The organism is Actinomyces oris, from assembly GCF_001553935.1.
Lineage (GTDB): Bacteria > Actinomycetota > Actinomycetes > Actinomycetales > Actinomycetaceae > Actinomyces > Actinomyces oris_A.
Genome location: NZ_CP014232.1, coordinates 1,771,322 through 1,797,413 on the forward strand (window position 1 = coordinate 1,771,322; position 26,092 = coordinate 1,797,413).

Annotated in this window: 23 protein-coding genes and 1 pseudogene; 9 read left to right on the plus strand and 15 right to left on the minus strand. The window is 67.4% G+C overall.

Going from position 1 to position 26,092, the window contains the following annotated elements; genetic code table 11:
- Positions 1-29: 29 nt before the first annotated feature.
- Both AXE84_RS07200 and AXE84_RS12915 read right to left on the minus strand, forming a co-directional pair.
- Entirely contained in the window at positions 30-1,778 is a 1,749-nt protein-coding gene (locus AXE84_RS07200) for a VWA domain-containing protein (RefSeq protein WP_335339252.1), read from the minus strand.
- A gap of 1,522 nt (positions 1,779-3,300) precedes the next feature.
- Positions 3,301-3,864 carry a hypothetical protein gene (locus AXE84_RS12915; RefSeq protein WP_141676014.1) on the minus strand — a complete coding sequence of 188 codons (564 nt, stop codon included), beginning with the start codon at positions 3,862-3,864 and terminating at the stop codon, positions 3,301-3,303.
- 693 nt (positions 3,865-4,557) lie between these two features.
- Here AXE84_RS12915 and AXE84_RS07205 point away from each other — a divergent pair.
- Positions 4,558-5,385 carry a class I SAM-dependent methyltransferase gene (locus AXE84_RS07205; protein ID WP_060957390.1) on the plus strand — a complete coding sequence of 276 codons (828 nt, stop codon included), beginning with the start codon at positions 4,558-4,560 and terminating at the stop codon, positions 5,383-5,385.
- Between the two features lie 126 nt (positions 5,386-5,511).
- On the opposite strand, the gene AXE84_RS07210 is transcribed toward AXE84_RS07205, so the two are convergent.
- From AXE84_RS07210 to dapD, 4 genes are all read right to left on the minus strand, one after another.
- Complete coding sequence (locus tag AXE84_RS07210; protein ID WP_060957391.1) at positions 5,512-6,267, minus strand: succinate dehydrogenase/fumarate reductase iron-sulfur subunit; 756 nt, start codon at positions 6,265-6,267, stop codon at positions 5,512-5,514.
- On the minus strand, positions 6,264-8,225 hold the full coding sequence (locus AXE84_RS07215) for a fumarate reductase/succinate dehydrogenase flavoprotein subunit (RefSeq protein ID WP_060957392.1): 1,962 nt from the start codon (positions 8,223-8,225) through the stop codon (positions 6,264-6,266). Before AXE84_RS07215 ends, AXE84_RS07210 begins: the two co-directional genes overlap by 4 nt.
- The gene (locus tag AXE84_RS07220; RefSeq protein ID WP_081093114.1) at positions 8,222-9,001 is read right to left on the minus strand and encodes a succinate dehydrogenase cytochrome b subunit; all 780 of its coding nucleotides are present in this window, start codon (positions 8,999-9,001) and stop codon (positions 8,222-8,224) included. Before AXE84_RS07220 ends, AXE84_RS07215 begins: the two co-directional genes overlap by 4 nt.
- 177 nt (positions 9,002-9,178) lie before the next feature.
- Positions 9,179-10,162, minus strand: a complete 984-nt coding sequence (gene dapD, locus AXE84_RS07225; RefSeq protein WP_060957393.1) for a 2,3,4,5-tetrahydropyridine-2,6-dicarboxylate N-succinyltransferase — start codon at positions 10,160-10,162, stop codon at positions 9,179-9,181.
- A 60-nt stretch (positions 10,163-10,222) separates the two neighbouring features.
- Between dapD and AXE84_RS07230 the strand changes: the two genes are divergently transcribed.
- Together AXE84_RS07230 and AXE84_RS07235 are read left to right on the plus strand one after the other, a co-directional pair.
- Positions 10,223-10,963 carry a histidine phosphatase family protein gene (locus AXE84_RS07230; protein WP_060957394.1) on the plus strand — a complete coding sequence of 247 codons (741 nt, stop codon included), beginning with the start codon at positions 10,223-10,225 and terminating at the stop codon, positions 10,961-10,963.
- Complete coding sequence (locus tag AXE84_RS07235) at positions 10,960-11,730, plus strand: hypothetical protein (RefSeq protein WP_060957395.1); 771 nt, start codon at positions 10,960-10,962, stop codon at positions 11,728-11,730. Before AXE84_RS07230 ends, AXE84_RS07235 begins: the two co-directional genes overlap by 4 nt.
- Before the next feature lie 46 nt (positions 11,731-11,776).
- On the opposite strand, the gene AXE84_RS07240 is transcribed toward AXE84_RS07235, so the two are convergent.
- A complete protein-coding gene (locus AXE84_RS07240; protein WP_060957396.1) occupies positions 11,777-12,211 on the minus strand; it encodes a PLD nuclease N-terminal domain-containing protein in 435 nt (144 codons plus the stop codon).
- Between the two features lie 109 nt (positions 12,212-12,320).
- On the opposite strand from AXE84_RS07240, the gene AXE84_RS07245 reads away from it, so the two are divergent.
- Positions 12,321-13,685, plus strand: coding sequence for an AMP-binding protein (locus tag AXE84_RS07245; protein ID WP_060957397.1), 1,365 nt, complete (start codon positions 12,321-12,323; stop codon positions 13,683-13,685).
- Here the strand turns inward: AXE84_RS07245 and AXE84_RS07250 are convergent.
- Together AXE84_RS07250 and AXE84_RS07255 are read right to left on the minus strand one after the other, a co-directional pair.
- On the minus strand, positions 13,669-14,601 hold the full coding sequence (locus AXE84_RS07250; protein ID WP_060957398.1) for a PfkB family carbohydrate kinase: 933 nt from the start codon (positions 14,599-14,601) through the stop codon (positions 13,669-13,671). The two genes, AXE84_RS07245 and AXE84_RS07250, sit on opposite strands and share 17 nt — an antisense overlap.
- Positions 14,598-15,656 (minus strand): ADP-ribosylglycohydrolase family protein, encoded by a 1,059-nt coding sequence (locus tag AXE84_RS07255; protein ID WP_060957399.1) that lies wholly within the window; start codon positions 15,654-15,656, stop codon positions 14,598-14,600. Before AXE84_RS07255 ends, AXE84_RS07250 begins: the two co-directional genes overlap by 4 nt.
- Positions 15,657-15,834: 178 nt before the next feature.
- Here AXE84_RS07255 and AXE84_RS07260 point away from each other — a divergent pair, with 178 nt between their 5' ends.
- Positions 15,835-16,815 carry a 1,4-dihydroxy-2-naphthoate polyprenyltransferase gene (locus AXE84_RS07260; RefSeq protein WP_060957400.1) on the plus strand — a complete coding sequence of 327 codons (981 nt, stop codon included), beginning with the start codon at positions 15,835-15,837 and terminating at the stop codon, positions 16,813-16,815.
- A gap of 18 nt (positions 16,816-16,833) precedes the next feature.
- A complete protein-coding gene (locus tag AXE84_RS07265; RefSeq protein ID WP_060957401.1) occupies positions 16,834-17,616 on the plus strand; it encodes a hypothetical protein in 783 nt (260 codons plus the stop codon).
- A gap of 223 nt (positions 17,617-17,839) precedes the next feature.
- Here the strand turns inward: AXE84_RS07265 and AXE84_RS13290 are convergent.
- Positions 17,840-18,010 (minus strand): annotated as a pseudogene (locus AXE84_RS13290) (DUF1440 domain-containing protein); the annotation flags it as partial.
- A 245-nt stretch (positions 18,011-18,255) separates the two neighbouring features.
- Complete coding sequence (locus tag AXE84_RS07270) at positions 18,256-18,762, minus strand: hypothetical protein (RefSeq protein WP_060957402.1); 507 nt, start codon at positions 18,760-18,762, stop codon at positions 18,256-18,258.
- Between the two features lie 225 nt (positions 18,763-18,987).
- On the opposite strand from AXE84_RS07270, the gene AXE84_RS07275 reads away from it, so the two are divergent.
- From AXE84_RS07275 to AXE84_RS07285, 3 genes are read left to right on the plus strand one after another with little or no spacing between them, the layout of a single operon-like run.
- Positions 18,988-20,694, plus strand: a complete 1,707-nt coding sequence (locus AXE84_RS07275) for a cytochrome c biogenesis protein CcdA (RefSeq protein WP_060957403.1) — start codon at positions 18,988-18,990, stop codon at positions 20,692-20,694.
- Positions 20,695-20,733: 39 nt separating this feature from the next.
- Positions 20,734-21,366: a sigma-70 family RNA polymerase sigma factor gene (locus tag AXE84_RS07280; protein ID WP_081093115.1), complete on the plus strand. Its 633-nt coding sequence runs from the start codon at positions 20,734-20,736 to the stop codon at positions 21,364-21,366.
- Positions 21,363-22,316, plus strand: a complete 954-nt coding sequence (locus tag AXE84_RS07285; RefSeq protein ID WP_081093116.1) for an anti-sigma factor — start codon at positions 21,363-21,365, stop codon at positions 22,314-22,316. Before AXE84_RS07280 ends, AXE84_RS07285 begins: the two co-directional genes overlap by 4 nt.
- A 396-nt stretch (positions 22,317-22,712) precedes the next feature.
- Here AXE84_RS07285 and AXE84_RS07290 read toward each other — a convergent pair whose 3' ends face one another.
- The 4 genes from AXE84_RS07290 to AXE84_RS07305 all read right to left on the minus strand — a co-directional run bounded on the left by AXE84_RS07290 (position 22,713) and on the right by AXE84_RS07305 (position 26,030).
- Positions 22,713-23,792, minus strand: coding sequence for a 1,4-dihydroxy-2-naphthoyl-CoA synthase (locus AXE84_RS07290; protein ID WP_081093117.1), 1,080 nt, complete (start codon positions 23,790-23,792; stop codon positions 22,713-22,715).
- A 65-nt stretch (positions 23,793-23,857) separates the two neighbouring features.
- Entirely contained in the window at positions 23,858-24,529 is a 672-nt protein-coding gene (locus AXE84_RS07295; RefSeq protein ID WP_003787214.1) for a response regulator, read from the minus strand.
- The gene (locus tag AXE84_RS13295) at positions 24,522-25,241 is read right to left on the minus strand and encodes a hypothetical protein (protein WP_236750012.1); all 720 of its coding nucleotides are present in this window, start codon (positions 25,239-25,241) and stop codon (positions 24,522-24,524) included. The genes AXE84_RS07295 and AXE84_RS13295 overlap by 8 nt, the downstream gene beginning before the upstream one ends.
- Positions 25,242-25,835: 594 nt before the next feature.
- Positions 25,836-26,030: a hypothetical protein gene (locus AXE84_RS07305; protein ID WP_010614035.1), complete on the minus strand. Its 195-nt coding sequence runs from the start codon at positions 26,028-26,030 to the stop codon at positions 25,836-25,838.
- Positions 26,031-26,092 lie beyond the last annotated feature (62 nt).

Consider the following 26,092-nt stretch of genomic DNA (forward strand, 5'->3'; position numbering starts at 1 on the left):
CAAGCCGGGTCATGCCCGGGTATCACCGGCTATGAGGTGACCTTGCGGCGGTAGTGGAGAACTGCTGCGCCGGTGAGTAGCCCGAGGATCGCCAGGGCCGTCAACCTGCTCGCGTTGATCCCTGTGTTGGGGAGGGGGCGCTTTGAAGCAGTAGTTGTCGGAGAGGCCGTGGGCGTCTGGGTGGGTGCTGTTGCGACGGCCGGAGTGGGCGTCGAGCCTCCACTCGGTGCGGGTGTTGGCTGGGTGCTGGGCGTTCCGCTGTCGGGTGGGCAGTTCTCGCCGACGACGCAGACACCGGGCTTGTCCTGGGTGGGGAAGCCGGGGTCGGGGTCGCACTCGTCTCCGACCCCGTCGTTGTCGTAGTCGGTCTGACCCCAGTTACTGACGTCGGGGCAGTTGTCTTGGTCGCGTGGCGTGTTGTCGCCGTCATCGGTGATATCGACCTGGGTGGTGGCGACGGCGGTCTGCCCGTCGGATTGAGTGACGCGTAGGCCGATGACGCCGCTGAACTCCTGGCTGAAGGTATGGGTGATGCGCGGGGAGGTTCCGGTCTCGTCGTAGACGCCGTCACCGTTGAAGTCCCACTCATAGGAGGTCAGGGAGCCAGAGACTGCGTGGGAGGCTGCGGCATCGATGTCGACAGGATCTCCGACCTTGGCGACATAGGGGCCCTGGATCCAGGCGAAGGGCTTGTTGAGCTCGCTGCTGATGGCCTTGTTGACGAGGTCGCTGACCTGATCGGGCGAGGAGGCGTTGGCGGTCGTGCCCGTGCTGGAGGTGACCAGCGTCTGGAAGCTGGTGGAGTTGAGGTCTCCGGTATCAATACCGTAGACACTGACCGGGTCTACTTCGTAGGCGGCCTTGGCGACGGAGGCGGCGGTGTAACCAGTGCCCGGCTCGGGGTCGCGTGGAGGCGCGTCACCGATGACAACGACGATCTTCTTGACCCCATTGTGCCACTTCATGTTGACGGCCTGCATGACGCCGCTGTAAACGCTGGCGTTAGTATTGCCGAGATTCCCTCCCTCGTAGGTTAGAGAACTCAGCCCTGCATCCAATGTAGGTATGTCGGACGTGAAATCGACGTCGGTCCGGGCTAGGTAGTTCTTTGGGTTGTACTGAGGGTGGTCTTTGTAGTCTACGAGTGCGAATCGATAAGACAGCGCCTTCTTGCTTGTTTCTTCCGCTATCGAATGAATCTTCGATCGAACTGCCTCGACATTACTGTCCATCGAGCCCGTAGAGTCTACAACGAACGCGATATCGATATCCTCTCCATTGCTTTTGGGGCTCTTGATGGATGGGACCCCGATTTTGGTCTCTATGAGTTTTGCTATCTCTTCGTGTCCGATGAGATTGGGGTGGTAGAATTCATTCGGGTCCCCGCTTGTCTTGGCGTGCGTGTTTCCATTTTGGTCTTCCTGCCCCTCTGTCTCAAAGAACTCATTAATCCAGCGGTGATGATTGACGACAGGGAATGATGGGTCTGGTTCATGTCCATTGAATGAGTTGATGACGCCATCTACGTAGGTTACCTTCAGGCTTGGGTGTGAGCTATTCCATTCAGAAACAAGGTCTGATTGAATGACCTTTGCGTCGTCACCGAGTTTTCTGACTGCCGCGCCGGCATTGTATGAATCTGTCCATAATGCGTGGCTGTCCCTGAGGGTAAAATTATCCTTGGATGATAGTCGAGGGTAGCCTACGATGACCACCTGGGCGTTGTCGTCTAAGCGATCATCAATTGCCTGAAGAATGTCAAGAGTTTGCTTCTTCACCCGTGGTAGCTTAGAGTTAGCGCCATCGATTTTCTGACGGCAAGTGGCAGGGTCTCTCATTCCAATCATGAAACACTGCGAAACAATATCGGAAAAATTGACATCGTTGCCACCGATAGTGAACATCACTAAATTTGTGTTAGAGTCCAATTTTTTCATTTGGGCACCTAGGACGTCGTCCGAAACGTTGCCGCTATGTGCAATATTATTTAATATTGCGTGAGCTCCCTGATCGTTAAGCCAGTTCACGTAGTTGTGCGCCCAATTGCGAGAACTTCTGTAGGCTGTCTTGTCATCGCCGTAGTAGTGTCCTGCGCCATTCCCGGCAGAATAAGAGTCTCCGAGTAGGGCTACTCTGAGGGGAACGTTGGTTGTGATCGCGGCAGAGGCGGTTGGAAGAGTGGTAGGTAAGGGAAGTTCCTGGTTGAATAGTAGTAATGTGACTAGAATGATGAAAGTTAACTGTTTCATGTAGTGTGCAACGTTTGGCTTGTCATGTTGTGAAGGGCGATTCACTTCGGTTTCCTTTCGATCTTCGACACTATGCTTCTGTGTATCCTTGATGGGGGCGCCCCCCCTGGGGTGGTGATCTAAACCTTCGCCAACTCAGTGGACGTGCCATTGTGGAGGTCACTTTAGGTATCTAGACATAGCATAATAGTATGGCAATACTATTATTGCCTGCATTGGGTGGGGGGGTGGGGTCGTTGGAGGAAAGATATACTGCGAGAAACATGTCATCAATGGGTCGCGTACCTCCATGTCTTCCGACCCATGAGGCTGGGATGGTTGGCCCTGGATCATTCTCCCATCCGTGATGTTCAGCGTAAGCAATAAACTGATTCATGAGTTCTTTTGGGTCAATGCTTTCATCTCTGAACCACCGTCTCAGGCGAAGTCCTGGATACTTATATTCAAACCATTTTGGAAGTGGGGAGTCGTTGGTATAAATAGCCTCGTGGCCGAGGATTTTCTTTTTTCCCATCGGGTCGTTCTTGAGGGCCCTCAGTCGTCTCGCCTCATATGACAGGGGGCCTCCTGGGCCATATGCCCAGGTAAGGCCACCCCCGATAGTAAGGCCTCCTGCAAGTGTGCTGCATCCGATTGTTGTTAGCAATTTTCGTCGAGATGGGCGTGGGGGTGGTTCGGTGTGCTCTGCGGGGTTGGTACTGGGGTGTGGGGCTGCCGTATTCATGTCACAATTCTATAACGCCCGTGCGTTAGGTGTGCATTTTTGCATGCTGATGCTTGTCAGTGTTTCCTGGGCATCATTTGAAGGCATGCTTTTATGCATCCTTAACTTGGAATGGTGCTCTTCTGTTTTAGTTGTGGTAGCGTTCGGGCTCATTATGGGGGTAATTATCGTAACGGATTATTTTCTGAGGTGCGGGAAACTGGAGCGTATAAGGTGCGGCCGGGTGGCTTCAGACGATCCGAGGGGCGGAGGCACTCTCGCTGTGTCGGGTTCCCCGTTGCGCGCGGTAATACCTTTCGTCTCGGCTGCGAAGTGTTGCGGGAATAGTTACGCAGCTGAGTCTGGATCGACGGCTAAGGTGTAGTCGATGGCGACTAGAACTTTCCCGTTTTTGGATGGTTCTCTTCCTTTGAATCCAATATATAGCTCCATGTAGTCGTCGGGTTTTCGGTGTGCGTGTTGGGCAATCCACGCCGTAGGGGTGGTGATGCGGGTTTCTTCTTCCCATCCGTGAGACTTTGCGTAGTCTATGAACTCGTCCCTGAGTTGCTCGGCAGGTTTTGATGGATCTTGGAACCATCGTTCGAGATGAACTCCTGGGTACTTCCAGGTCGTCCAACCTGGAAGCTCTGACTCTTCTGTTTGGACAGCTTTCACTCCGAGAATGGTCTCGTGTCCCATTGGGTCGTTTTTGAGTGCCCCCAGTTGTCTCGCCTCATGTGAGAGGGGTCCTCCGGGGCCGAAGGCCCAGGTGAGTCCGCCTCCGACGGTCAGGCCGCCAGCAAGAGTCCCGCAGCCAATGCGAATCAATAGCTTGCGGCGAGACAGGCGTGAGGAGGGAACTGTGGATTCTGATGCAGGGGTGTGGGGATCTGAGACTGTCGTAGTCATATGGCGATTTTATGAATCCATTAGGGTAGTTGTGTGGGTTGGCGCACTGAGGTTAGTCAGTGTTACTGAGGGGGTTTTGCCGTGGAGGTTCGTCGCCATGTGTGCCGCTACGATGAGAGGCTCTCGCTTGACGGGGAGGGGATGGCGTTGTCTCAGGCGTATCCAAGTCCGACAACAATCGAGCCGTTGAGCGGGTCAGTCTCGCGCTGCCCGATATTGGGGCGACAGTGAGGGGCATGCCGTCAGTCGGCTCCGTCCCGCCGTGGTGGCCGATCCATGACTCGGGTGTGGACGGTCTGGGATTCTTCGTCCAGTCGTGGCTCTTGGCGTAGTCGGCGAAGAGGCTCGTGAGCTCCGCGGGAGTCCTCCTTGCGTCATAGAGCCGCCGACGTAGCGAGACGTCCCCGTACTTCCACTGAAACCACGTGGGCAGCTCCCATGAATCGGTGAAGACGGCGGAGATTTCGAGAATGGTCTCCGCCCCCATTGGGTCGTCTCGGAGCGCTTTCAGCCCTCTGGTCTCGTAGGGTGGCGCCCAACTCGGTCCGTACGTCCACTCATGCTCTACTGCGATAACGAGCCCGCCATCGATGGTGGGGTTGGCAGCACCCACGAGCATCCGCCGCCGATTTGCCTGTCCTGCTCCGGCAGACGCCCTATCGACCTCCACTCCGAAGAGGTTAGGCTCGCCTTATGAGCAAGAAGTTTGCTGCCTCCACCGCCTCCGCTGACCTTCCGCTGCCTCACGCCGACCGTCCCATCGCCTCCGCTCCCGGCCACTGGGTCCTGGCTCGCGCCGGCAAGCGCGTTCTGCGCCCCGGTGGGGCCGCCCTGTCCGCTGCCATGCTCAGCCATGCCGGCCTGGCGGGCGCCGACGTCGTCGAGCTCGCCCCGGGCCTGGGGCGCACCGCCGCCGAGATCATCAAGGCCCACCCCGCCTCCTACACGGCCATCGACCGCGACCCCGACGCCGCCCGGCGAGTGGCCGCCGTCGTCGGGGACCTCGGCACCGTCCGCCAGGGCGAGGCCGCCGACACCGGCCTGGATGAGGCCAGCGCCGACGTCGTCGTCGGCGAGGCCATGCTCACCATGCAGGGGGACAAGGGCAAGGCCGCTATCGTCGCCGAGGCCGCCCGCGTCCTGCGCCCCGGAGGGCGCTACGCCATCCACGAGCTCGGCGTCACCCCCGACGACATCGACGAGGACTACTACACCCAGCTGCGCCGTGACCTGGCCCGCTCCATCCACGTCAACGCCCGCCCCATGACGGCGGCCGCCTGGAAGGAGCTCATGGAGGGCGCCGGACTCGTCGTCGACTGGGTCGACACCGCCCCCATGGCCCTGCTCAAGGTTGGCCGCAACATCCGCGACGAGGGGGTGGGCGGCTTCCTGCGAATCGCCCGCAACGTCGCCGCCGACAAGGCGCTGCGCCAGCGCGTCCAGGAGATGGCAGCCACTTTCAAGCGCTACGAGAAGGACATGGTCGGCATCGCCCTCGTCGCCCACAAGCCCGAGTCCTGAGCCCCGCTTCTCCCCGGTCGTCGACGTCGCGGTCGTACCTTGGGTCGCGCGTTCGAGGGGTAAAGGGTACGAACGCGCGACCTAAGGTACGAACTCGCGGATGCGTCCCTACTTGTGCAACGGGCCCTAGTCGTCGTGGGTCGCCCCGCGCAGACCGGCGCGCAGCACCTCCCGGTTGAGCAGCGCGATCGCCTCGATCGGGATACCCGCCGGGCACGCCGGCAGGCACTCGCCGAACTCAGAGCACGGCCCGAAGAGCGCATCGAGCTCCCGCGTCATCGCCCGGGCTCGACGGCCTCGTTCGATACGCCCCTGCGGCATGAGCGACAGGTGCGCCAGCTTCGCCCCCGCGAAGAGCGCCGCCGCCCCGTTCGGGCAAGCCGCCACGCAAGCCCCGCAGCCGATGCAGGCGGCGAAGTCCAGTGCCCGCTCCGCCTGCAGGTGCCCCTGGGCGACGTCGTCGGCATCCGGCGCGGTCCCCGCGGCCACGTCCACGGTTCCGCCCGCCCGGATGAGCTCATCGAGTGCCGTGCGGTCCACCACCAGGTCCCGGATGACCGGGAAGGCCGCCGACCTCCACGGCTCCAACCGGAAGCGCGTGACCCCGGGGAAGGCCCGCAGGTGCTGACGGCAGGCCGGGGTCGTGTCCAGCGGCCCGTGTGGCACCCCGTTGACGAGGAAGCCGCAGGCCCCGCACACCCCCTCCCGGCAGTCCGACTCGAAGACCACCGGTTCGCCGCTGGCCTCGATGATCTGGTCGTTGAGGCGGTCGAGCAGCTCCAGCAGACTCATCTGGGGCTCGGCGTCCTCCACCACGTGGCTCTCGAAGAAGCCCCGCGCCCGCGGCCCGTCCTGCCGCCAGATCTCCAGCTCGATCCTCATCGGTAGTCCCTCACCTGCATGGGCACCAGCGAGAAGCTCAGCGGCTCCGTGCGGCGCGTGTGCCCGCCGTCGTCCCCGGTCTGCCAGGCCGATACCGAGCACCAGGTCTCGTCATTGCGCTGAGCCTCGCCGCCCTGGGTCGCGTACTCCTCGCGGAAGTGGGCGCCGGCGGACTCGCGCCGGTCCAGGGCGTCAAGGATCATGACCTCGGCCAGCTCCAGGAAGTCGGCGACCCTCAGCGCCTTCTCCAGCTCCTGGTTGAGGCGCGCCTGGCCACCGACCACGGTGACATCGGCCCAGAACTCCTCGCGCAGGGCGCGCACCTCCTCCAAAGCGCGCAGCAGCCCCGCCTCGGAGCGGCTGACCCCGCAGCCGGCGTAGAGGATCTCACCCAGCCGGCGATGGAACCACACCGGACGGTGGGTCCCGCCCACCGCCATGAGCGCCTCAATGCGCGCGCGGGTATCCGCCACGGCCTGAAGCGCCTCCGGCGCGTCGGGGCTCAGGGGCCTACTGCCCACCAGCCCGGCCAGGTAGTTCGGCACGGCCAGCGGAAGCACGAACCAGCCGTCCACGCTGGCGCTCAGCAGCGAGTTCGCCCCCAGACGGTTGGCGCCGTGGTAGTTGTTCGATGCCTCCCCGCCCACGAACAGTCCCGGAATGGTGGACATCTGGTCGAAGTCCACCCACAGCCCTCCCATCGTGAAGTGGGCTCCCGGGGCGATGCGCATGGGCACCTCGTAAGGGTCCTCCCCGGTGGCATCGAGATACATCTCGAACAGGTTGCCGTAGCGCGAGGCGATGGTCTCCTTGCCCAGCCGCTCCAGCGCGTCGCGGAAGTCGAGGTAGACCGAGTTGCGCAGCGGCCCGACGCCGCGGCCGGACTCGATCTGCTCGCGGGCGTTGCGCGAGGCCACGTCGCGCGGGGTGAGGTTGCCGAAGGCCGGGTACTTGCGCTCCAGGTAGTAGTCGCGCTCGTCCTCGGGGATCTCGTTCGGGGGCCGCTCATCCCCGGGGCGCACGGGCACCCAGATGCGTCCGTCGTTGCGCAGCGACTCGCTCATGAGCGTCGTCTTGGACTGCCAGTGGGAGCTCACCGGCAGCGCCGTGGGATGGAACTGCACCATGCAGGCCGAGGCGAAGGCCGCCCCACGCCGGTGGGCGCGCCAGGTGGCGGTGGCATTGGAGGCCATGGCCAGAGTCGAGTAGTGGTAGACGCTGCCGTAGCCGCCGGTGGCCAGCACGACGGCGTGCGCGGTGTGGGCCTGTACCTCGCCGGAGAGCAGGTCCCGGGTGACGATGCCCTGCGCGCGGGAGTCGGCCACGATGAGGTCGAGCATCTCGGTGCGGGTGTGCATGCGGACGCTCCCGGCAGCGACCTGCTCCTGGAGGGCCTGGGCGCAGGCGATCTCCAGCTGCTGACCGGTCTGCCCGCGCGTGTAGTAGGTGCGCGAGACCTGCACCCCGCCGAAGGAGCGGGTGGCGAGCTGGCCGCCGTACTCGCGGGCGAAGGGCGCCCCGATCGCCTCCATGTGATCGATGACCCGGCCGGACTCCAGCCCCAGGCGCACGACGTCGGCCTCCCGCCCCCGATAGTCCCCGCCCTTGACGGTGTCCTTGACGAAGCGCGCCAGGGAGTCGCCGTCGACCTTGCGGGCCCGGGCGGCGTTGATCCCACCCTGCGCGGCCACCGAGTGGGCGCGCCGCGGGGCGTCGTGCAGGCTGAAGCACTCCACCCGGTAACCCAGGCGCCCTAGAGTCGCGGCCGCCCCGGCGCCGGCCAGTCCGGTGCCCACCACGATGACGGTCAGCTTGCGGCGGTTGGCGGGATTGACCAGGCGGTACTCGTCGCGCCGGCGCTCCCAGGCCTGCTCGGGCGGACAGTCCGGCAGGCGCGCATCCAGGTTCTCGCCGACGTCGTACAGGCCGCCGACGGCACCCGGCACACTCGCGCTCATCCGATCACCCCCGTGCAGATGAGCACCGGCAGCAGGCCGTTGACGACGGCGACGGCCAGGGCCACGCCCAGGGCGAGGGCGCGGCAGGCCTTGCGCAGCCTGGGGCCGGTGCCGCCCAGATCGATGACCACGTTCCACAGGCCCTGCGCCAGATGGAGGGAGAGTGCCAGCATGACCAGGCTGTAGAAGAGCGCCATGCCGGGGCGCGACAGGCTCGCCACGAGGTTGTGGTAGGCGCTGACCTGCAGCTCGCCGTTCGACGTCGTCGGCGCCTGAAAGCTCTCAGGGGCGATGAGGCGGCCGATGGTCAGGTCGAGGACGTGGATGAGGACGAAGACCCCGATGAGGACGCCGGTCGCCAGCATGGAACGGGCTCCGATGGTGCGGGCGGGCAGGGCCCGGCGCCGGAAGGCCCCGCGAGCGCTCCTCGCCCGGCGCCACAGCGCGATTCCCGCAGCCATGTGCGCCACGACGCAGGCCCCCAGGGCCAGGCGCATCGCCCACAGGAGCCCCTCGTGCGGCAGGAGCGGGTAGGCGACCTGCCGCAGCCAGGCGGCGTAGCCGTTGAAGGCGTGCGGGCCCGCGAGAACCTTGAGGTTGCCGACCATGTGGACCACGACGAACAGGGCCATGATCGTGCCGGTGATCGCCATCGTCGCCTTGAGGACGCGCTGTGAGGCCCACACGGGGGTGCGGCGCCTGCGCCGGGGAGGAAGCGCGTCGCCAACAGGCTGAGCAGACTCGGGGACACGGGCGGCCGTGGATATCGCAGCCATCTGCCCTCCCCTCCATTGCGTAGAACAACCCATCACTATGATAACGAACACTGTGATGCTGGTGTGGGGAATGCACCTTGTCCTTAGGGGGCGTCCAACGCCACCGGCCGCCTCCCGCGGCTGAGGCGGAAGACGGCCGGTACGAGAATCGCTGCGGCGGCGAGTCGGAGGAGAGCCCTACTGGCCGGCGTGCTGGGGCGAGCCCAGCTCAATGCTCTTGCCGCCGCGGGCCAGCGCCTCGACAGCGCCGGACTGGGAGTTACGGCGGAACAGGACGTTGGAGGCGCCGGCCAGCTCGCGGGCCGGGACCACGCGCGGCTCTTTGAACAGGCCGTGGTTGCCGGGCACCACGCCGCCCTGCGGCATGAGGGAGACCTTCGTGCCGGCCGTCAGGTACAGGCCGGCCTCGACGACGCAGTCGTCACCCAGCGGGATCCCGAGCCCCGAGTTCGCCCCCAGCAGGCAGCGCTTGCCCAGGGCCACGCGCTGGCGCCCACTGCCCGAGAGCATGCCCATCGTGGAGGCGCCGCCGCCGATGTCGGAGCCGTCGCCGATGACGACCCCCTGGGAGATGCGGCCCTCGACCATGGAGCGCCCCAGCGTCCCGGCGTTGTAGTTGACGAAGCCGGAGTGCATGACCGTGGTGCCCTCTGACAGGTAGGCGCCCAGGCGCACGTTCGCGCCGTTGCCGATGCGCACCCCCGAGGGCAGCACGTAGTCGGTCATGCGGGGGAACTTGTCCACCGAGTGCACCTGGACGGGGCGCCCTACGGCGGCGCGCAGGCGCATGCGGGTGTTCTCGAAGTCCTCGGCACGGCAGGGGCCGGCGGAGGTCCACACCACGTTGGGAAGGCGGGAGAAGATCCCGTCCAGATTGACGGTGTTGGGCTTGACCAGGCGGTGGGACAGTGTGTGCAGGCGCAGGTAAGCGCCGGCCACGGTCTGGGGGGCGTCGTCGAGGTCGGCCCAGGTGCGCACCACGGTGGTATGCACGCCGCGGGCCTCATCGCGCCGCTCCATGGCGCTCAGGGAGGCCAAGAGGTCGGCGTGCCCCTCCTCGGGCTCGTCGCCGAGAACCGGTCGGGGGTACCACACGTCGAGGGTGTTGCCGTCGTCGGTCACGGTCGCCAGGCCGAGACCCCATGCGCTGCGAGTCGTCATGGGAACACCCTACGGTCCCCGGTGGCTGACCGTCGCCGGTGGGCGTGCGAGAATCACCGCATGGCGCGCACGACGATCCACCTCATGCGGCACGGCGAGGTGCACAACCCAGGCGGCATCCTCTACGGCCGTCTGCCCGGGTACCACCTGTCCACCCTGGGGCACCAGATGGCCCAGCAGGTCGCCGACGTCCTGTCCGCCTCCGGGCACGACATCACCCGGGTCATCACCTCACCCCTGGAGCGGGCCCGGGAGACCGGCGCCCCCACCGCCGCCGCCTTCGGCCTGGCGCCGACAACGGATCCCCGACTCATCGAGGCCGGCAACTCCTTCGAGGGCGTGGCCGTCAACCGCAACCGCTGGATCCTGGCCCACCCCACCTACTGGTCCAGCTACGTCAACCCGCTGCGCCCCTCCTGGGGCGAGCCCTACCGGGAGATCGTCGAGCGCATGCGCGGCGCCGTCGTCTCCGCGCTCGACCTCGCCGAGGGCCACGAGGCGCTCCTCGTCTCCCACCAGCTGCCCGTCTGGTCGCTGCGCCTCTTCCTGGAGGGCCGCCCCCTGGCCCACGACCCGCGCCGCCGCCAGTGCGCCCTGGCCTCCCTGACCTCCCTGACCTTCGAGGACCGCACCCTGGTGGGGCTGGCCTACTGGGAGCCGGCCGGTGACCTGCTGCGCCAGGCCCGCGACATGGTGCCCGGCACCTCCTCCGCGCAGACCGCGGGCAGTGTCAGCCCCGGCAGCCCAGGTAGTTCTGCCAGCCCTGTCAGTCCCGCCGGGCACGCCGAGGCGGCCCGGTGACCCAGCAGCCGCCCTCGCGCCCGCTCGGCGGCGAGGTCGTGCGCACCGGCCCGCCCGGCGAGGTCAGCCGCCCCGGCCGCGCCCGCCCCGCCCCGCGCCGCCCCTGGACCGGACAGGACTTCGTGTGGTGGCACACCGCCGCCGTCCTGACCGCCACCCGCCAGGGCCGCCGCCCCAACCCGGTCTCACCGACCATCGACCCCGTGCGCCCCGCCCTGGGATCCGGGGAGGTCATGCTGGCCACCTGCGACGCCGAGCTGCTCATGTGGCGGCGCGGGGACGCCACCTACAACCCCTCCCGGGGCTTCTTCCTGGCGGGCGGCCCCGTCGGCCTGGCCCTGACGGCCGCCTTCTTCGGTGGACAGGCCTACCTCAACCACCGACGGCGCCGCGCCGCCGAGGCCGACGCCGTCGAGAAATGGCGCCACCTGGCCGGCGCCCGCCTGACCGTGTCCACCCACGGCATCTACCTGGGCACGGGGGAGGGCGTCATGCCCATCTCCTACGCCGACATCCAGGAGGTCCAGCTCACCGCCACCGGTGAGATCGTCATCGCCGCCGCCAACGCCTCCGGATCGGTGCGCCTGAAGATCCGGGCCCAGTGGGCCGAGCTCGTCCTCATCCTGTGGTCGGTGCGCTACATGCCCGAGCACCCCCAGCTCATCGGGCGCACCTGGATCCCCGGCGACTGGCTCATCCACGCCGCCGCCCACGGCTACGACGTCGACACCACCCCCTGGCCCCAGGCACGCCCCGCCCTACCCTGAGGCCGGAGCGCCGAGACCGGGCCGGCGCGCACCCGGTGAGTGCTGGTCAGTGTGAGTCGGTCCCGGAGCGGTCGGTCCCGCCGGCCTCAGGATTCTCGTCAGCTCCGTCATTGCTGTCGTCGGGAGCGCCGGTGGGCTCTTGCGGGTGGTGCTTGCGACGACGGATGTCCTGCTCCAGGTCCCTGAGGAACTCCGGGTCGTCGTCGGGCGCCATGGGCCGAGGACGCTGCGGGCGACGGAAGGTCGTGCCCTCCTTGGAGGACCACACGGTGGGCTCGACGTAGCCGCCGCGCTCCTCAGCGGCCTTGACCCGCGAGAAGATGATCCAGGCGATCGGGCCGATGGTCGGGAACAGCACGACCAGGGTGATCCACAGGTACTTCGGCATCCGCGCCGGCATGCTCTCATCCGGCGTGCGTGCGCAGTCCAACAGGGCGTACAGCGTCAGAGCGAACACCAGGACGATGAGGACGATACGCATGGTCCAACCCTAACCGAGCCGGAGAGCCCCGCAGACCCCTCACCTGCCCGAACCCTCTCGGCGCCCCCGCCTCATCCCCAGTCGGCCCGGGCCGTGGCACGATCGTGGGGTGCCCGCCCCGCCCGCCCTCCGCCTCCTGACCGGCGGAACCGCCCCCGACGACGTCGCCGCCCTGCGCACCGCCCTCGCCGAGCGTCTGGCCCTGCGCGGCCTGCTCACCAGCGCCGATGGCCGCCCCGCCCCCGCCGCCGAGGACGGGGAGGACCGGGCGGTCTCGCCGCTGCCGCTGCTCGTCCCCATTGCCCCCGGGGAGGACGAGGGGCAGGTCCGGTCCGACCTGGCCCGTCGCATCACCCGCGTCCCGGCACGCACAGACCTCATCCTGCGCACGTCGGGCTCCACCACCGGTACCGGCCGACTCATCGCCATGAGCGCCGCCGCCCTCATGGCCTCCGCCCGGGCCACCCACGCGCGCCTTGGCGGCCCGGGAACCTGGCTCCTGCCCCTGCCGGCCCACCACGTCGCCGGCCTGCAGATCCTCATCCGCTCCCTGGAGGCCGGAACCGAGCCCGTCGTGGTCGACACGAGCTCAGGATTCAGCCCCACGGCGCTCGCGGAGGCCCTGAGCTCGGCGCGTCGGTCCACCGGGGCGGCCGCCTCCCGGCTCTACGTCTCCCTGGTCCCCACCCAACTGGTGCGCGTCCTGCAGGACCCGCAGGCCCGCCCGGCCCTGGCAGGAGCCGACGCCGTCCTCCTGGGCGGCGCCGCTGCCGACCCCGCGCTCCTGGACCGGGCCCGCGGGGCGGGCGTCACCGTGGTCACCACCTACGGCATGAGCGAGACCGGCGGGGGCTGCGTCTACAACGGCCACCCCCTGGAGGGGGTCGAGATCACCATCCAGGCCCCCGACGCCGCCGGCGCTGGCCGCATCCTCATCTCCGGTCCCGTCCTGGCCGAGGACTACCTCGACACCCCCGGCCACAGCCCCGCAGGCAGTCCCAACGCCGGCGAGGGCTTCCACCGCAACGGCACCAGGCGAGTCCTGGCCACCTCCGACCGCGGCCGGCTGCACCCCGACGGGCGCCTGGAGGTCCTGGGCCGCCTGGACGACGTCATTATCACCGGGGGCGTCAAGGTCGAGCCCCGCCACGTGGAGGAGGCCCTCACCTGTATCGACGGCGTGGCCGAGGCCTGCGTCGTCGGCCTGTCCGACGAGCAGTGGGGAAGTGCCGTCGCCGCCGCCGTCGTGCTTGAACCGGACCGGCAGCCGGGCGGCCTGAAGCAGCTGGACGGCGCCGCCCTGCGCGAGGCCGCCCGTGCCCGGCTGGACGGCGCTCACGCCCCCAAACGGGTCCTCATCCTGGAGGCCCTGCCGTTGCGCCCCAGCGGGAAGGTCGACCGACGCGAGGTCGCCCGGCTCCTCGCCGCGACCACGACGGATGTGACCTCGGAGCTTTCTACACCAGAGCCCTGATCTCCGCCTCACTCGGGCAGGTGGCCGGGCCGAAGTGCGTCGTGGTCAAGGCTCCGGCCACATTCGCCCAGCGCAGCGCCGTCGTCAGGTCGACGCCCCGGGCCAGGGCCGCGGCCAGGACACCGGAGTGCGCGTCACCGGCCCCGTTGGTGTCCACCGGCGTCACCGGGATGCTTGGGGTATGACGCGCCGCGCCGCCGTCGGAGAACCAGGAGCCCTGCTCCCCGGCCCGCACCAGCACGGTTCCGAGCCGCCCCGATAGCGCCTCGCAGACGCCGGCGTGGTCACCGGCCTCCACCCGCAGCTCCAGGCGGTCTGCGAGCAGCCCGGCCTCACGCTCATTGAGCGACCAGACGGGCCCCAGCGCACCGAGGTGCTCCAGCGAGCTCATGGGGACCGAACCAACCATGGGGGAGACGTCGAACAGCGCCGTGCACCCCGCTCGGGCCTCGGTCAGTCTCCCGGCCAACCGCTCCAGCGCCACCCTGGAGGCCTCATCAGCCAGGGAGTAGCCGGAGAGGTAGACGACGTCGTCGCCACTCACCTCCAGGTGGTCGAAGGCATCCACCGGACCACGAGTCTCGGCCCCGCAGGTGGAGATGAAGGTGCGCTCGGCCCTCGCATCGGTCATGGCCACGCAGTAGCCCTGGTCGCCGGCTGCGACCGGGCCGACATGATCCACCCCGATCTCCTCCAGGGCCCGCCGGGCCGCCTCGGCGAAGGGCCCCTCGCCCAGCGGCCCCGCATACAGGGTCTCGACACCCATCCGGCGGGCGGCGGCCAGCACGTTGAAGCCACCACCGACCGCCATGGAGGACTCGTCGGCGAACACGTCACCGCCGGGCTCGGGAATCGCCTCGATGCGCAAAGTCAGGTCAATGACGACCTGGCCGGTGTGAATGACCCGACCCATCATGGCCGCCTCTGCTCCGGAGCGTCTTGCTGACAGCGCCCGCCGCCGCGAAGCGCCAGAAGCGCATCACAGACCGGCTCGAGCCGCAGGCCGGAGCGCTCCAGCACTCGATCGACCAGCTCAACAGGAAGAAGATGGGGCGCGTTCGCCCCCAGGACCGCACCGGCCATCGCGGCAATGGTGTCAGTATCTCCCCCGAGCCCAGCGGCGAAGCACAGTCCCTCCAGGGGCCGCTGCGCGAACTCCCGCACGATCACCAGCGCGCAGGGGACCGACTCGGCCGACTCCACCGAGGTTCCGACGTAGGTGCGCAGATGCTCGGCCAGGGCCTCCCCGTGCAGGCCGCGACTCGTCTCCAGGGCCAGCCGGGTGCGGGCGGCAACGGAGGCCTTCTCCGTCCAATGGCCAGCCTCGGGGTGGGCGGCCACGAAGTCCAACGCCGCCCCCAACGCACCCGCCGCGTCGACGCCGTCGATGGCCGCGCTGACCGCTGCGGCGAGGAGACCTGCGGCCTCGAAGCCCTGCCGGGTGTCGTGGGTGACCAGGCAGGAGGCCTGAACGGCCCGGGCCAGCGCGTCGCCGTGGGCATTCACGGAGAAGACGATGCCCACCGGGGCCACCCGCATCGCGGCGCCGTTGGTGGTGCCCTGTCTGCCGGTGCAGTGCGGGTCTGCCCCGGCGCGCACCCGCTCCAGAGCGAGCTTGGTGGAGGGTCCCAGCAGGTCCAGGGACCCACGGGCGCGCATATCGTCCTCCCAGCGCAGGAGGGCATCGGCGAGCTGGTGGGGGTCGATGCGGCCGCCACCGTCGATGAGGAGACCGGCCAGGATGAGAGCCTGCTCGGTGTCATCCGTGACGGTGCCGGCAGGTACTGAGGGGGCGATGGGCTGCTCGGCGACGGCGTCTCTCAGCCCGGTGATCTCGCCGTAGCACCGGCGGATCTGTGCCGGGCTCATCGACTGGGTGGGCATCCCCAGTGCGTCGCCCAGGGCCAGCCCGGTCAGCGCTCCCAGGGCGCGTTCGCGTGCCGGGGGCTCAGCCGCCACGGGCCCAGGCATGGGTGAAGGAGTGCGAGGGCGGGGATCGGGCTGTCTCACGGAGGTCCTTCTGGCGATCGCGGTGCCGGTTGCCTCACCGGCCGAGGTGTGTCTCAGGCACTCGCACCGGTGAGGGCCACGGCGCTGGTAGGGTCACTGCCGCCTACCCTAGAGGACTGCGAGAGAATCGGAGGAAGCCGTGAGCGGCGAGAACGGCGAACACGCGCAGGACAGCGGCCCCCGCGCCACCAGCTGGGGGGAGGTGGTGCGACTGCGCACCCTGCCGGCCGCCGTCGCCCCCGTCATCCTGGGCGCCGGGGCAGCCGCCGCGATGGGGGAGCTCTCAGTGCTGCGGAGCCTGCTGGCCGCGGGCGTGGCCCTGGCGCTGCAGATCGGCTGCAACCTGGCCAATGACTACTCCGACGGCGTGCGAGGCACCGACGACGATCGCACCGGGCCGCCGCGACTGACCGCCTCCGGGCAGGTCGCCCCCCGCACCGTCAAGCTCGCCGCCTTCGGCTGCTTCGGGATCGGAGCCCTCCTGGGCCTGGCACTCGTGGTCCTCAGCGGCCAGTGGTGGCTGCTCGCCGTCGGCGCCGCAGCGATCGCGGCCGCCTGGTTCTACACCGGAGGCTCCCACCCCTACGGCTACGCCGGCCTGGGGGAGGTCTTCGTCTTCGTCTTCTTCGGCCTGGTGGCCACGGTGGGCACCACCTACGTCCAGGCCGGCACGGTCCCGGGGTGGCTGTGGCCCTCGGCCTGCGGGATCGGACTGCTCGCCTGCTCCCTGCTCATGGTCAACAACCTGCGCGACATCGACACCGATCCCGCCCACGGCAAGATGACCCTGGCGGTCCGCCTGGGGGAGACGGGTGCCCGGCACGCCTTCTCCCTCATGCTTCACGTGCCTCTGCTGCTGGGGGCCGTCGCCCTGGTGTGGGCGCGCGAGACCGGATCGGCCAGCCCCGTCGACGGCGGCGGGCACATCAGCCCGCTGCTGACCCTGGTCATCGCGCTGGCGGCGCCGCTCCTGCTCCTGCCACTGGTGCGGCGGGCCACCGCGCCGGTGCGCTCCGGCGCCCGGGGGCGCGATCTTATTGCCTCCCTGCGTGACGCCGGCCTGCTGGAGCTGGTCTACGGCGTCGTCTTCGCCGCCGCCACCGTCATCATCACCCTGTGAGCCCGGGGCGGGGCGGACGTGGACCACACGAGTCGAGACCTCGAGCGGTCAACGAAGTACATCGAGTGGGTACCCGTTCCGGCGCGCTGGATCGAGCGACGCTTCCTCGTCTTCACCGCGCTGCGCAACCCGGGATACATCCTCCTCCATCTCTTCTTGTTCCCGTTCCTGACCATGACCGCAGGATTCGCCGCCGAATTTCTTCTGGCGGCTACGGGGGCGTCCAACCAGACCATGACGGGCGCCTATGTCCTCGGTGGCCTGGTCGTGGCCGCTTTCATCGCCTACCGACTGCTGAGCTTCACCGTGTTCAACGCCTCGGGCGTGCACATCTTCCGGTTCATCGGATGCTGGTGGTGGCAGACCGACATCCCCTGGGTGGCCTTTCGTGAGACGGCGCGTGTGAACCTTGACATGGGGCTCCGCACGAGCAGCGGCTTGACTCCTCCCGATACGCACAACCTGGCGCTGCATCTGACGACCATGGAGGAGTGGGCCGGGTTCGTCGAGGCCGGGGTGGGTCAGGGCGATCGCTCTGTTCCGGTGGCGGGCCTCCCGCGGAGGGACCGTCTGGCGCTGGCCGAGGCCTTCGAAGCGCAGCACTACTCCTGGCCGCTGGACGACGCATCGACGATCGTTCCAGGATTCGTGCGCCAGTCTCACCCCGATGGGCGGCGTCAGGAGGCTCAGGAGCGCATCGCCCGCGACTGGCGCGCCCTCATCGAGTGGGCGGAGCAGAAGCAGTACCTGCCCAGGCGGCTCTACCCCTTCGAGTCCTACCCGGGCTTTCTTCCCTGGTAGATCGGACCTCACGACCCACGGGACCTGCGTATGGAGCCGGCGACCTCCCCGTGACATGCACCGCATGAGGGTCGGGATCCACTGGTCGGGGGTTGTGTGTACTGCACGAAGGTCCCGCCTACCTGCAGTACACCCGACCCTCCTCCAGTAGCCCCCGACCCTCGTGGAGTACTGGCGGACGCCGACCGCCGCACCGATGAGAGACGAGCCAGACCTTGAGGGCTCAGCGGGCCGGTTCGGCGTCGAGCGGAACCCACGGGTCGGGCTGGTGGGTGATGCGGTTGCGCACGTCCCGACGCACGAGCTCAATCGACCACAACCAGATGACGTGCCCCAGCGCCTCGGAGAAGTGCTCCGCCCAGGTCTGCCCACCGGCGACCCACGGGAAGAGTGAGAGACCGGGCCGGTGGACGGCTTGCAGATCGAACGGTGTCTTAGTCGTCCGTTGTCCACCGGCCCGGCCTCCCGGAAGCCTGGCACGGGAAGCGGCCGGGCCGCAACGTCGTCATGATCCCCTCGCTCGCCCCGTTGCGCCGTGGTTCGGCCGACGTCGAACCGTGGAGAAAAGCCGGCGAGGGCCTCGCCGCAGCCATTGCTGCCACGAGGCCCTCGCCAGACGGATAACGCAGGTCTACCGGCTCAGTTGCCGCCGCCCTGCTGGGTACCGGCGCTGCTATCCGCACCGCCCTGCTGCTGGCCGCCAGGCTGCTGCTGGCCCTCGCCACCCTGCTGCTGACCGGGCTGCTGACCGCCGGGCTGGTTGTCGCCCTGAATGGAGCCACCCTGCTGCTGACCACCCTGCTGGGTGTCACCGCCGGGCTGCTGGCCTCCCTGCTGGGTGCCTGCGCTGCTGTCCGCACCGCCCTGCTGACCGGGCTGCTGACCACCCTGCTGGGTGTCACCGCCCTGCTTCTGACCCTGGGGGATGGTGGGCTGGGCGCTTCCGCCGGTGGCGCCACCGGTGGCTTTGCTGTCAGCGCTGGGCGTGGCAGCACCGCCGTCGCTGGTCTTGCCCGCGGTCTGGTTGGTGGCCGGAGTGGTCGAGTCGCTCGAACCGGAGCCCGAGCAGGCCGCCAGACCGAGGCCGGCGGTGACGATGAGGAGCGAGGTGGCGAGGGTCTTGGCACGTGTAGCGGTGAATCGCATGAGATCTCCTATGCGGTTGCTGGTGCAGTGTCAGTGCGGGATGGCCCGCTCTTGCGGATCCGGAGACGCCGTCGTCCATGGAGCTCGAGAAAGAACCCGACGACGCCCGTCATGAGTGATGATCGTCATAGACGGCTATGCGGTTGTTCGGCAATCCCCGTTGCCGATGGCTCCGAACCTCTTTCGAGACTAGCAACAAGAAACTGACCGAAAGGGTGAAGTATCGTGACAACCGTCTCGAGTCTGGTGGTCATCGGGCTGCTGGGAGGGCTCATCACGGGTATCTCCCCGTGCGTTCTTCCCGTGCTCCCCGTCATCCTCCTCTCCGCAGGAGCACAGGGCGCACGCGGCGATGGCGGCGATGACAAGGGGGCCGACGGCGGCTTCGCCTCCCGCTTCCACCCCTACCTCGTGGTAACCGGCCTTGTGGTCAGTTTCACGGTCTTCACGCTCCTCGGATCGACCGTGCTGAGCCTGCTCCACCTGCCGCAGGACCTCATCCGCTGGGTCGGCATCGTCATGCTCGCCCTGATCGGCCTGGGCATGATGGTCCCGAAGGTCATGGAGATCCTCGAGCGCCCCTTCGCGCGCTTCCAGCGCTTCGGCGGCTCGAAGAACCCCTCCAACGGCTTCCTTCTGGGCCTGGTCCTGGGCGCTGCGTACGTGCCCTGCGCGGGCCCGGTCCTGGCGGCCGTCGCCGTCGCGGGAGCCACCGGGAGGATTGGCGCCGACACCGTCGCCCTGGCCGTGTCCTTCGCCGTCGGCACAGCGATCCCGCTGCTGGCCTTCGCCCTGGCCGGACGCGGTATCACGGAGAGGATTCAGGCCTTCCGCACCCGCCAGCGCGCCATCCGCGTCACCGCCGGCGTCGTCATGCTCGGGCTGGCCGTGGCCCTGGTCCTGGACGCCCCGGCCGCTCTCCAGCGCCGCCTGCCCGACTACACCGCCTCCCTTCAGGCCCGCACCGACGACCTTCTCCACGGTGACTCCTCTTCCGGCCCCTGCCGCCCCGGAGCCGCCACTCTCGGTGACTGCGGCCCCCTCCCTGCCATCGACGGCGCAGTGGCCTGGATCAACACGCCCGGCGACCAGCCCCTGACCCAGCAGAGCCGCGCAGGCAAGGTCACCCTGGTCGACTTCTTCGCCTACTCGTGCATCAACTGCCAGCGCTCGGTCCCCGGCATCGAGAAGCTCTACGAGACCTATGCGGCCTCCGGCCTGCAGGTGATCGGCGTCCACTCCCCGGAGTACGCCTTCGAGAAGGAAGTGGACAACGTGCGTGGCGGCGTCAAGCACCTCGGCATCACCTACCCCGTGGCCGTCGACTCCAACCTGACCACCTGGACCAACTTCGACAACCACTACTGGCCCGCCCACTACCTGGCCGATGCCCAGGGCAACGTCCGCCAGACCCATGTCGGAGAAGGTGGGGAGGCGGCCACGGAGAAGCTCGTCCGCGAGCTGCTCATGCAGGCCAACCCGAAGGTGACCCTCCCCGCCCCCGTCTTCTCCGAGGCGAAGGACGACGCCGGCACGAACAGCCCCCGCACCCCCGAGACCTACCTGGGCTCGGATCGGGCCTCCGGCTTCGTCCAGGGAACCCTCGACAAGGGACAGCACACCTTCTCCTTCCCCTCCCGGCTCCAGGCCGACACCTTCGCCCTGGACGGCACGTGGACAGTGGAGCCGCAGTCCATCACCCCGACCGAGGGCAAGGGCCGCCTGCGCCTGTCCTACCGCGGTAAGCAGGTCAACCTCGTCGTCTCCGGCGAGGGGGACCTGACCTGGACGGTCAACGGGAAGACCCGCACCACCCACGTCTCCGGCGTGCCCAACGGGATGGAGCTGGTCCACAGCGAGGAGGTGGGATCGGGCGAGCTCGAGCTGGAGGCCTCGCCCGGACTGCAGCTCTACTCCTTCACCTTCGGGTGACCCGGCAGTGAGAGCGGACATGACTCAGGAGACGGTGCGATGAGCCTGGCGACGCTGGAGGCCCGGACCGGGACGCGCACCGTCTCCACCCGCGGTCTGGCCTACCATTCCCCTGTGATACGCAGCAGCTGCGCCGGCTCGGAGGGAGAATGGATCGCGCAGGTGGCCGACGGTGACACCGACGCCTTCGCCCGCCTCTACGACGCCTGGTCCTCTCGGCTGTTCGCGCTGATCCTCCAGATCGTCGTCGACCGCGCCCAGAGCGAGGAGGTCCTCCAGGAGGTCTTCCTCGAGGTGTGGCGCACGGCCGGCTCCTACTCCCCGTCGCGGGGCAGCGTCCGGGCCTGGCTGGTGACCATGGCCAGGCGCCGGGCCATCGACCGGGTCCGCTCCTCCCAGTCGTCCCGGGAGCGGGAGAGCCGCTGGCGTGACTACATGCCCGACGTCGACCAGACGGTTCAGCAGGTCGAGGACAGACTCGTGGGCGAACAGGTGCACCGGGCGCTCGAGGCGGTGGGGGAGCCCTACCGCTCCACCATTGAGCTCGCCTACTTCACAGGTCTGACCCACCGCGAGATCGCCCGCCGCACGGGCACGCCGCTGGGAACGGTCAAAACCCGCATCAGGGACGGAATGGCACGGTTACGACGAGAGCTGGGGGTGCAGTCATGAGCGACCGCGACGACACTCACGAGGACGCCATCAACGGCGAGGCCGATGCGCAGGGCACCAAGGGTCTCGACGGGGCGCAGAGTGGAGACGATCTCGAGCGCTTCGACGACGAGCTCGACTCGGAGACGGCCGCCCTGCTGGGCGCCTCGCTACGGCCCGTGGACCCGCCGACAGCGATCCGCGCCTCCCTTCTGGAGACCATTGCGCGCGAGCTTCAGACGGAACGCGCAGACCAGGCCGACCACACCGCGGAGGAGGAAGCCGGCGACCGCGACGCTGTCGGCGGCAGTAACAGTGGCAGTGGCAGTGACCGCGACAGTAACGGCGACGGTGATGGCGACTCGGTGGACTCTGAGGTCCTCAGTCTCGATGCGCACCGCCGGCGCCGCGCGGCCTGGCGCACCGGCCTGCTGCGGGCGGCCGCGGCCGTGGTCCTGGTCGGTGTCGGCATCGGTGTGGGGCGCTGGAGCGTGCGGGGCGCGGTCGATGAGGCCATGGACTCCATGGCGAGCTCTATGGCGTCGACCCAGCACTACGCCCACCTCAACCAGGCCCAGGACGTCCAGCGGGTCACCGACACGATGCCCGACGGGCACGTCGCGACCCTCACCTGGTCCCGGGACATGAGCATGACCGCGCTGACCCTCCCGGCCGCCATGAAGGAGTCCGCCAGTGGGCGCAGCCTCCAGGTCTGGCTCAAAGAGGGGGAGACGACCACCTCACTGGGCGTCTACGACCCCCGTGACGGGGCCGGCTTCTCCTTCCTCGACGTCATGCCCAAGCCCGGCCAGCAGATCGTCATCACCGTGGAGCCGGCCGGAGGGTCGGCCCAGCCGACGACGCCGCCCCTGGTCACCCTGCGAGTGAGTGAGGACGCCGGCCGGTCCGGCGCCGCCACCGGTTCGCCGAGCCCTGCGTCCTCGGCCGGTCCCACTGGAGACTCCGCCTAGCGGTGGACCGGGGTGGGGCGCGGTGAGTCGGGATGACGTGAGCACCTGAATCGTGATGTATGTAACAGTAAAGTCACTCTCGAGACACTGAGCCCAATGCTGACGGACGTCAGTACCTCTCGGGTGATTCCCCGTCATTCCGCGGTTTCCTGAGGCTGGGCGGATGTGGTCGGCGACGAGGGCGGTCATCGCCGCGATGAGCGGACAACAATGCGCACTTCTATTTCCGACTCCGGCGGGAATCAGCGGAGAATCTCGAAGGTGCGATCTCCATTGAGATCGTTTTCTTCATCTCGATACTCGCCACAATTCTCACCACAATTCTCACCACAATTCTGAATGCCCTCGATACATTGCGCCTGGCCCCTCATATGCGGTCGCGATGACGGCTCCGGGTCAGAAGTAGTACGGGAAGGGCGACCAGTCGGGAGTACGGCGCTGTAGGAATGCGTCGCGCCCCTCCACGGCCTCGTCGGTCATATAGGCCAGGCGTGTGGCCTCACCGGCGAAGACCTGCTGGCCGGCCAGGCCGTCGTCGGCCAGGTTGAAGGCGAGCTTGAGCATGCGGATGGCCTGTGGGGACTTGCCGGCCACGGTGGCCGCGTACTCCAGGGCCCGTTCCTCGAGCTCGGCGTGGGGGACCGCCTCATTGACGACGCCCCAGCGCTCGGCGGTGACGGCGTCGTAGGTGCGGGCCAGGAAGAAGATCTCGCGGGCCCGCTTGTCCCCGACCTGCCGGGCCAGGAGCGCGGAGCCGTAGCCGGCGTCGAAGCTGCCGACATCGGCGTCAGTCTGCTTGAACCGGGCGTGCTCGATCGAGGCCAGCGACAGGTCGCACACGACGTTGAGGCTGTGACCGCCGCCGGCGGCCCAGCCCGGGACGGCGGCGATGACGGCCTTGGGCATGGTGCGGATGAGGCGCTGAACCTCCAGGATGTGGAGCCGGCCGGCCCGTGCGGTGTCGAGGCGGGCCTGGGCGGCTGCCACGTCGGCCTCGTGGCTGTAGGCGCGGTCCTCGGGCTCGCCGGCGGCCGTTGGGGACTGTGGTGCGGCCTCCCGCTCGTAGCGGTAGCCGTCCCGGCCGCGGATGCGCTGGTCGCCGCCGGAGGAGAAGGCCCAGCCGCCGTCGCGCGGCGAGGGGCCGTTGCCGGTGAGGATGACGGCGCCGACGTCGCCGCTCATGCGCGCGTGGTCCAGGACCCGGTAGAGCTCATCGACGGTGCGGGGGCGGAAGGCGTTACGGACCTCGGGCCGGTTGAAGGCCACCCGGACCACCGGCAGGTCCCGGAGCCAGGTGCCGTGCTCGTTTCGAACGCAGCCCCTGTGGTAGGTGATGTCCGTCAGGGCCTGCGCCTGCTGCTGGGAGGGCTCCGTGCCGGCTTCGGCGTGGGGAAAACCGGACACCTCCCGCCAGCGGTCGGGGGAGAAGATCTCTGAGACTCGGCGCGGCAGCGGGTGGGCGGTGGTGGCGTTCATGGCCTCAGCGTAGGGCCGGCGAGGCTCGTCCCGCTCCAGGGTGCCGGAAGCAGTCGCCGTCGCCCTTAGTTCCCCAGGGCTGCGGCGATGAGTTCGGTGCGCGAGGTGTGGCCGAGGCGGTGGAGGACCTCGGAGACGTAGATGCGCACGGTGTTCTCAGAGATGCCGAGCTTGCGGGCGATGCGCCGGTTGGTCAGCCCCTCCAGGAGACAGGTGTAGATGTCTCTCAGACGGGGTGGCAGCTCGTTGACCAGCTCCTGGATGCGGGCCTCCGCAGTGGCGCGCTTCTGCTCGGACTGGTAGGCGCTGACGAGCATCTTCGTGGGGCGCGAGGACATGACGGGCTCGCCGCGGCTGGCGCGCAGCAGCGCCGCAGCGACGTTCTCGGTGCTCTCGTCCTTGGTGATGAAGCCGTTGACGCCCTCGGCCAGGGCCTCGGCGAGCATCTCGTCACGACTGAAGACGGTGAACATGACAATGGGCATCCGGGGGAAGCGCTCATAGATCGCTCTCGCGGTCTGAGCGCCATCCATATCCGGCATGTCGCTGTCCAACAGGACGACGTCAATGGGCTGCTGCCCGGTCATGAGCAGGCTGATGGCCTGCCGTCCGCCGGAGGCGGCGGCGACGACGGTAATGGCCCGCTGCGAGTCGAGCTGTTCGGCGAAAGTGGTGCGAATGAGCGGGTCGTCATCAACGATGAGGACTCGCAGGGAACGCAAGGTGTGGCTAGGCATAAGCGGCTCCGTCCGGTGACGACATGAGGGATATCGCATTAGTGGTTGGTGTGGCGATCTCGTTCCAGGGAAGGCTGGCGAGAACGGTCCAGGAGGCTCCGATCCGGTTTGAGCTCAAAGAGCCTCCGGCATTCTCGAACCGGTCCTGGAGGGCCCATAAACCGTACCCCCCGTGCATCTCCTCAGGCACCTTCTGATCATGCCAGGGTGAGCTGAAGCTGATGAAAAGGGTGTCCTGCTCCTGCTCCACGACGAGGGAGACAAGATCGTGGGGGAAGTTGTACTTGAGGGCATTGAGGGTGTTCTCGCGGATGAAGGCGACTAGCAGCCGGCCGAGTTCGGAGCGATGCAGCGCCGGAATCCTCTCGATACCGTCGAGGTCGGCGTCCAGAACGATCTCGCGCTGCGCCAGCGTGGAGGCGCTGGAGTCGATGATCTCCTGAAGGGTGGGCTCCTCCTTGGGTGGCCCCTGGGAGACGGCGAGGTTGTGGATGAGCAGGCGCAGGTGGGCGAGGGCCTGCTGGGTCCGGTCCTGCAGGTCGAGGATGCGGTCACGGTCATCGCCGTGGGGGAGCCTGATGGAGCGGGAGATGATGAGCATGCGGGTGAGGTCGGCGGCCAGGTCGTCATGGAGGCTGTCGGCGATGTCGCGGCGCAGCTGCTGAATGAGCTCGGCCGCGATCTCCTTGGAACGCTCCGCCTCCCGTTGCATCTCCTCCAGGCGGTCTTTGGTGTTGCGGATCAGGAGCCCGAGGGAGGCGGATAGGGTTCCCCAGAATAATGTCCAGACTGCCACGGGAAGGAAGGGGATTCCTGCAATGAGCTGCGCCAGAAAGAAAACGGAGAGTTGGACAAGAGCGAACTTGGGCTTCCTGACCGCTATGAGATCGGCAACTATTGCGTATACGAGAATCCATGCCCATGATAGCTGTGATGCTGATGCATAGAAGACGATGAGGAGTGTGGTGGAAAAAGTGAATATCCCGAGTCGTCGATCTTTTGCGTAGATATATGGAAAGAATGAGAGTATCTGAAAGATTTCCCCAATAATGATAGAGCTTATATTGGCTCTTAAAGTGAGGTAAGTGTAAGTGTCTAGGAGAATGAGGGAGGCTATAACTGAAATGAAGATAACTCTCCTCAGTCGGGGCAAAAACCTCTGGTGTCGCATCCAGAGTCGTGATAGGAAGCTATCGTTCTGCATGGTCCTTGAGGTGAGTGCTGAGGGTTTATCTCGAGTGCTTGGCGGTGGAAAAATGCTGTCACCCCTAAGGGGTGAGCTTAGGGGTGACAGCGTGTGAAGTTATCAGGAGTACCAGCGGTTCGTCTTCCAGTCGCACCAAGCACTGGGGGGGAAGATGCACCAGTCGGGACGGGGCCGCAGGAAGGCGCTCGCTGAGTCGTCGTGTCGTGCGGGGGTGGTGGCCGGCGCGGCGCTGGCCGGAGCGGCGAAGCCCGCCAGGAGGAGGGCGACAAGGGAGATGCGGACAACAGATTTCATGGAGTGAACTCCTGTCTCAGGGGGTGTTATGAACAATTTATCTTACCATTCCTGTGGTTTGC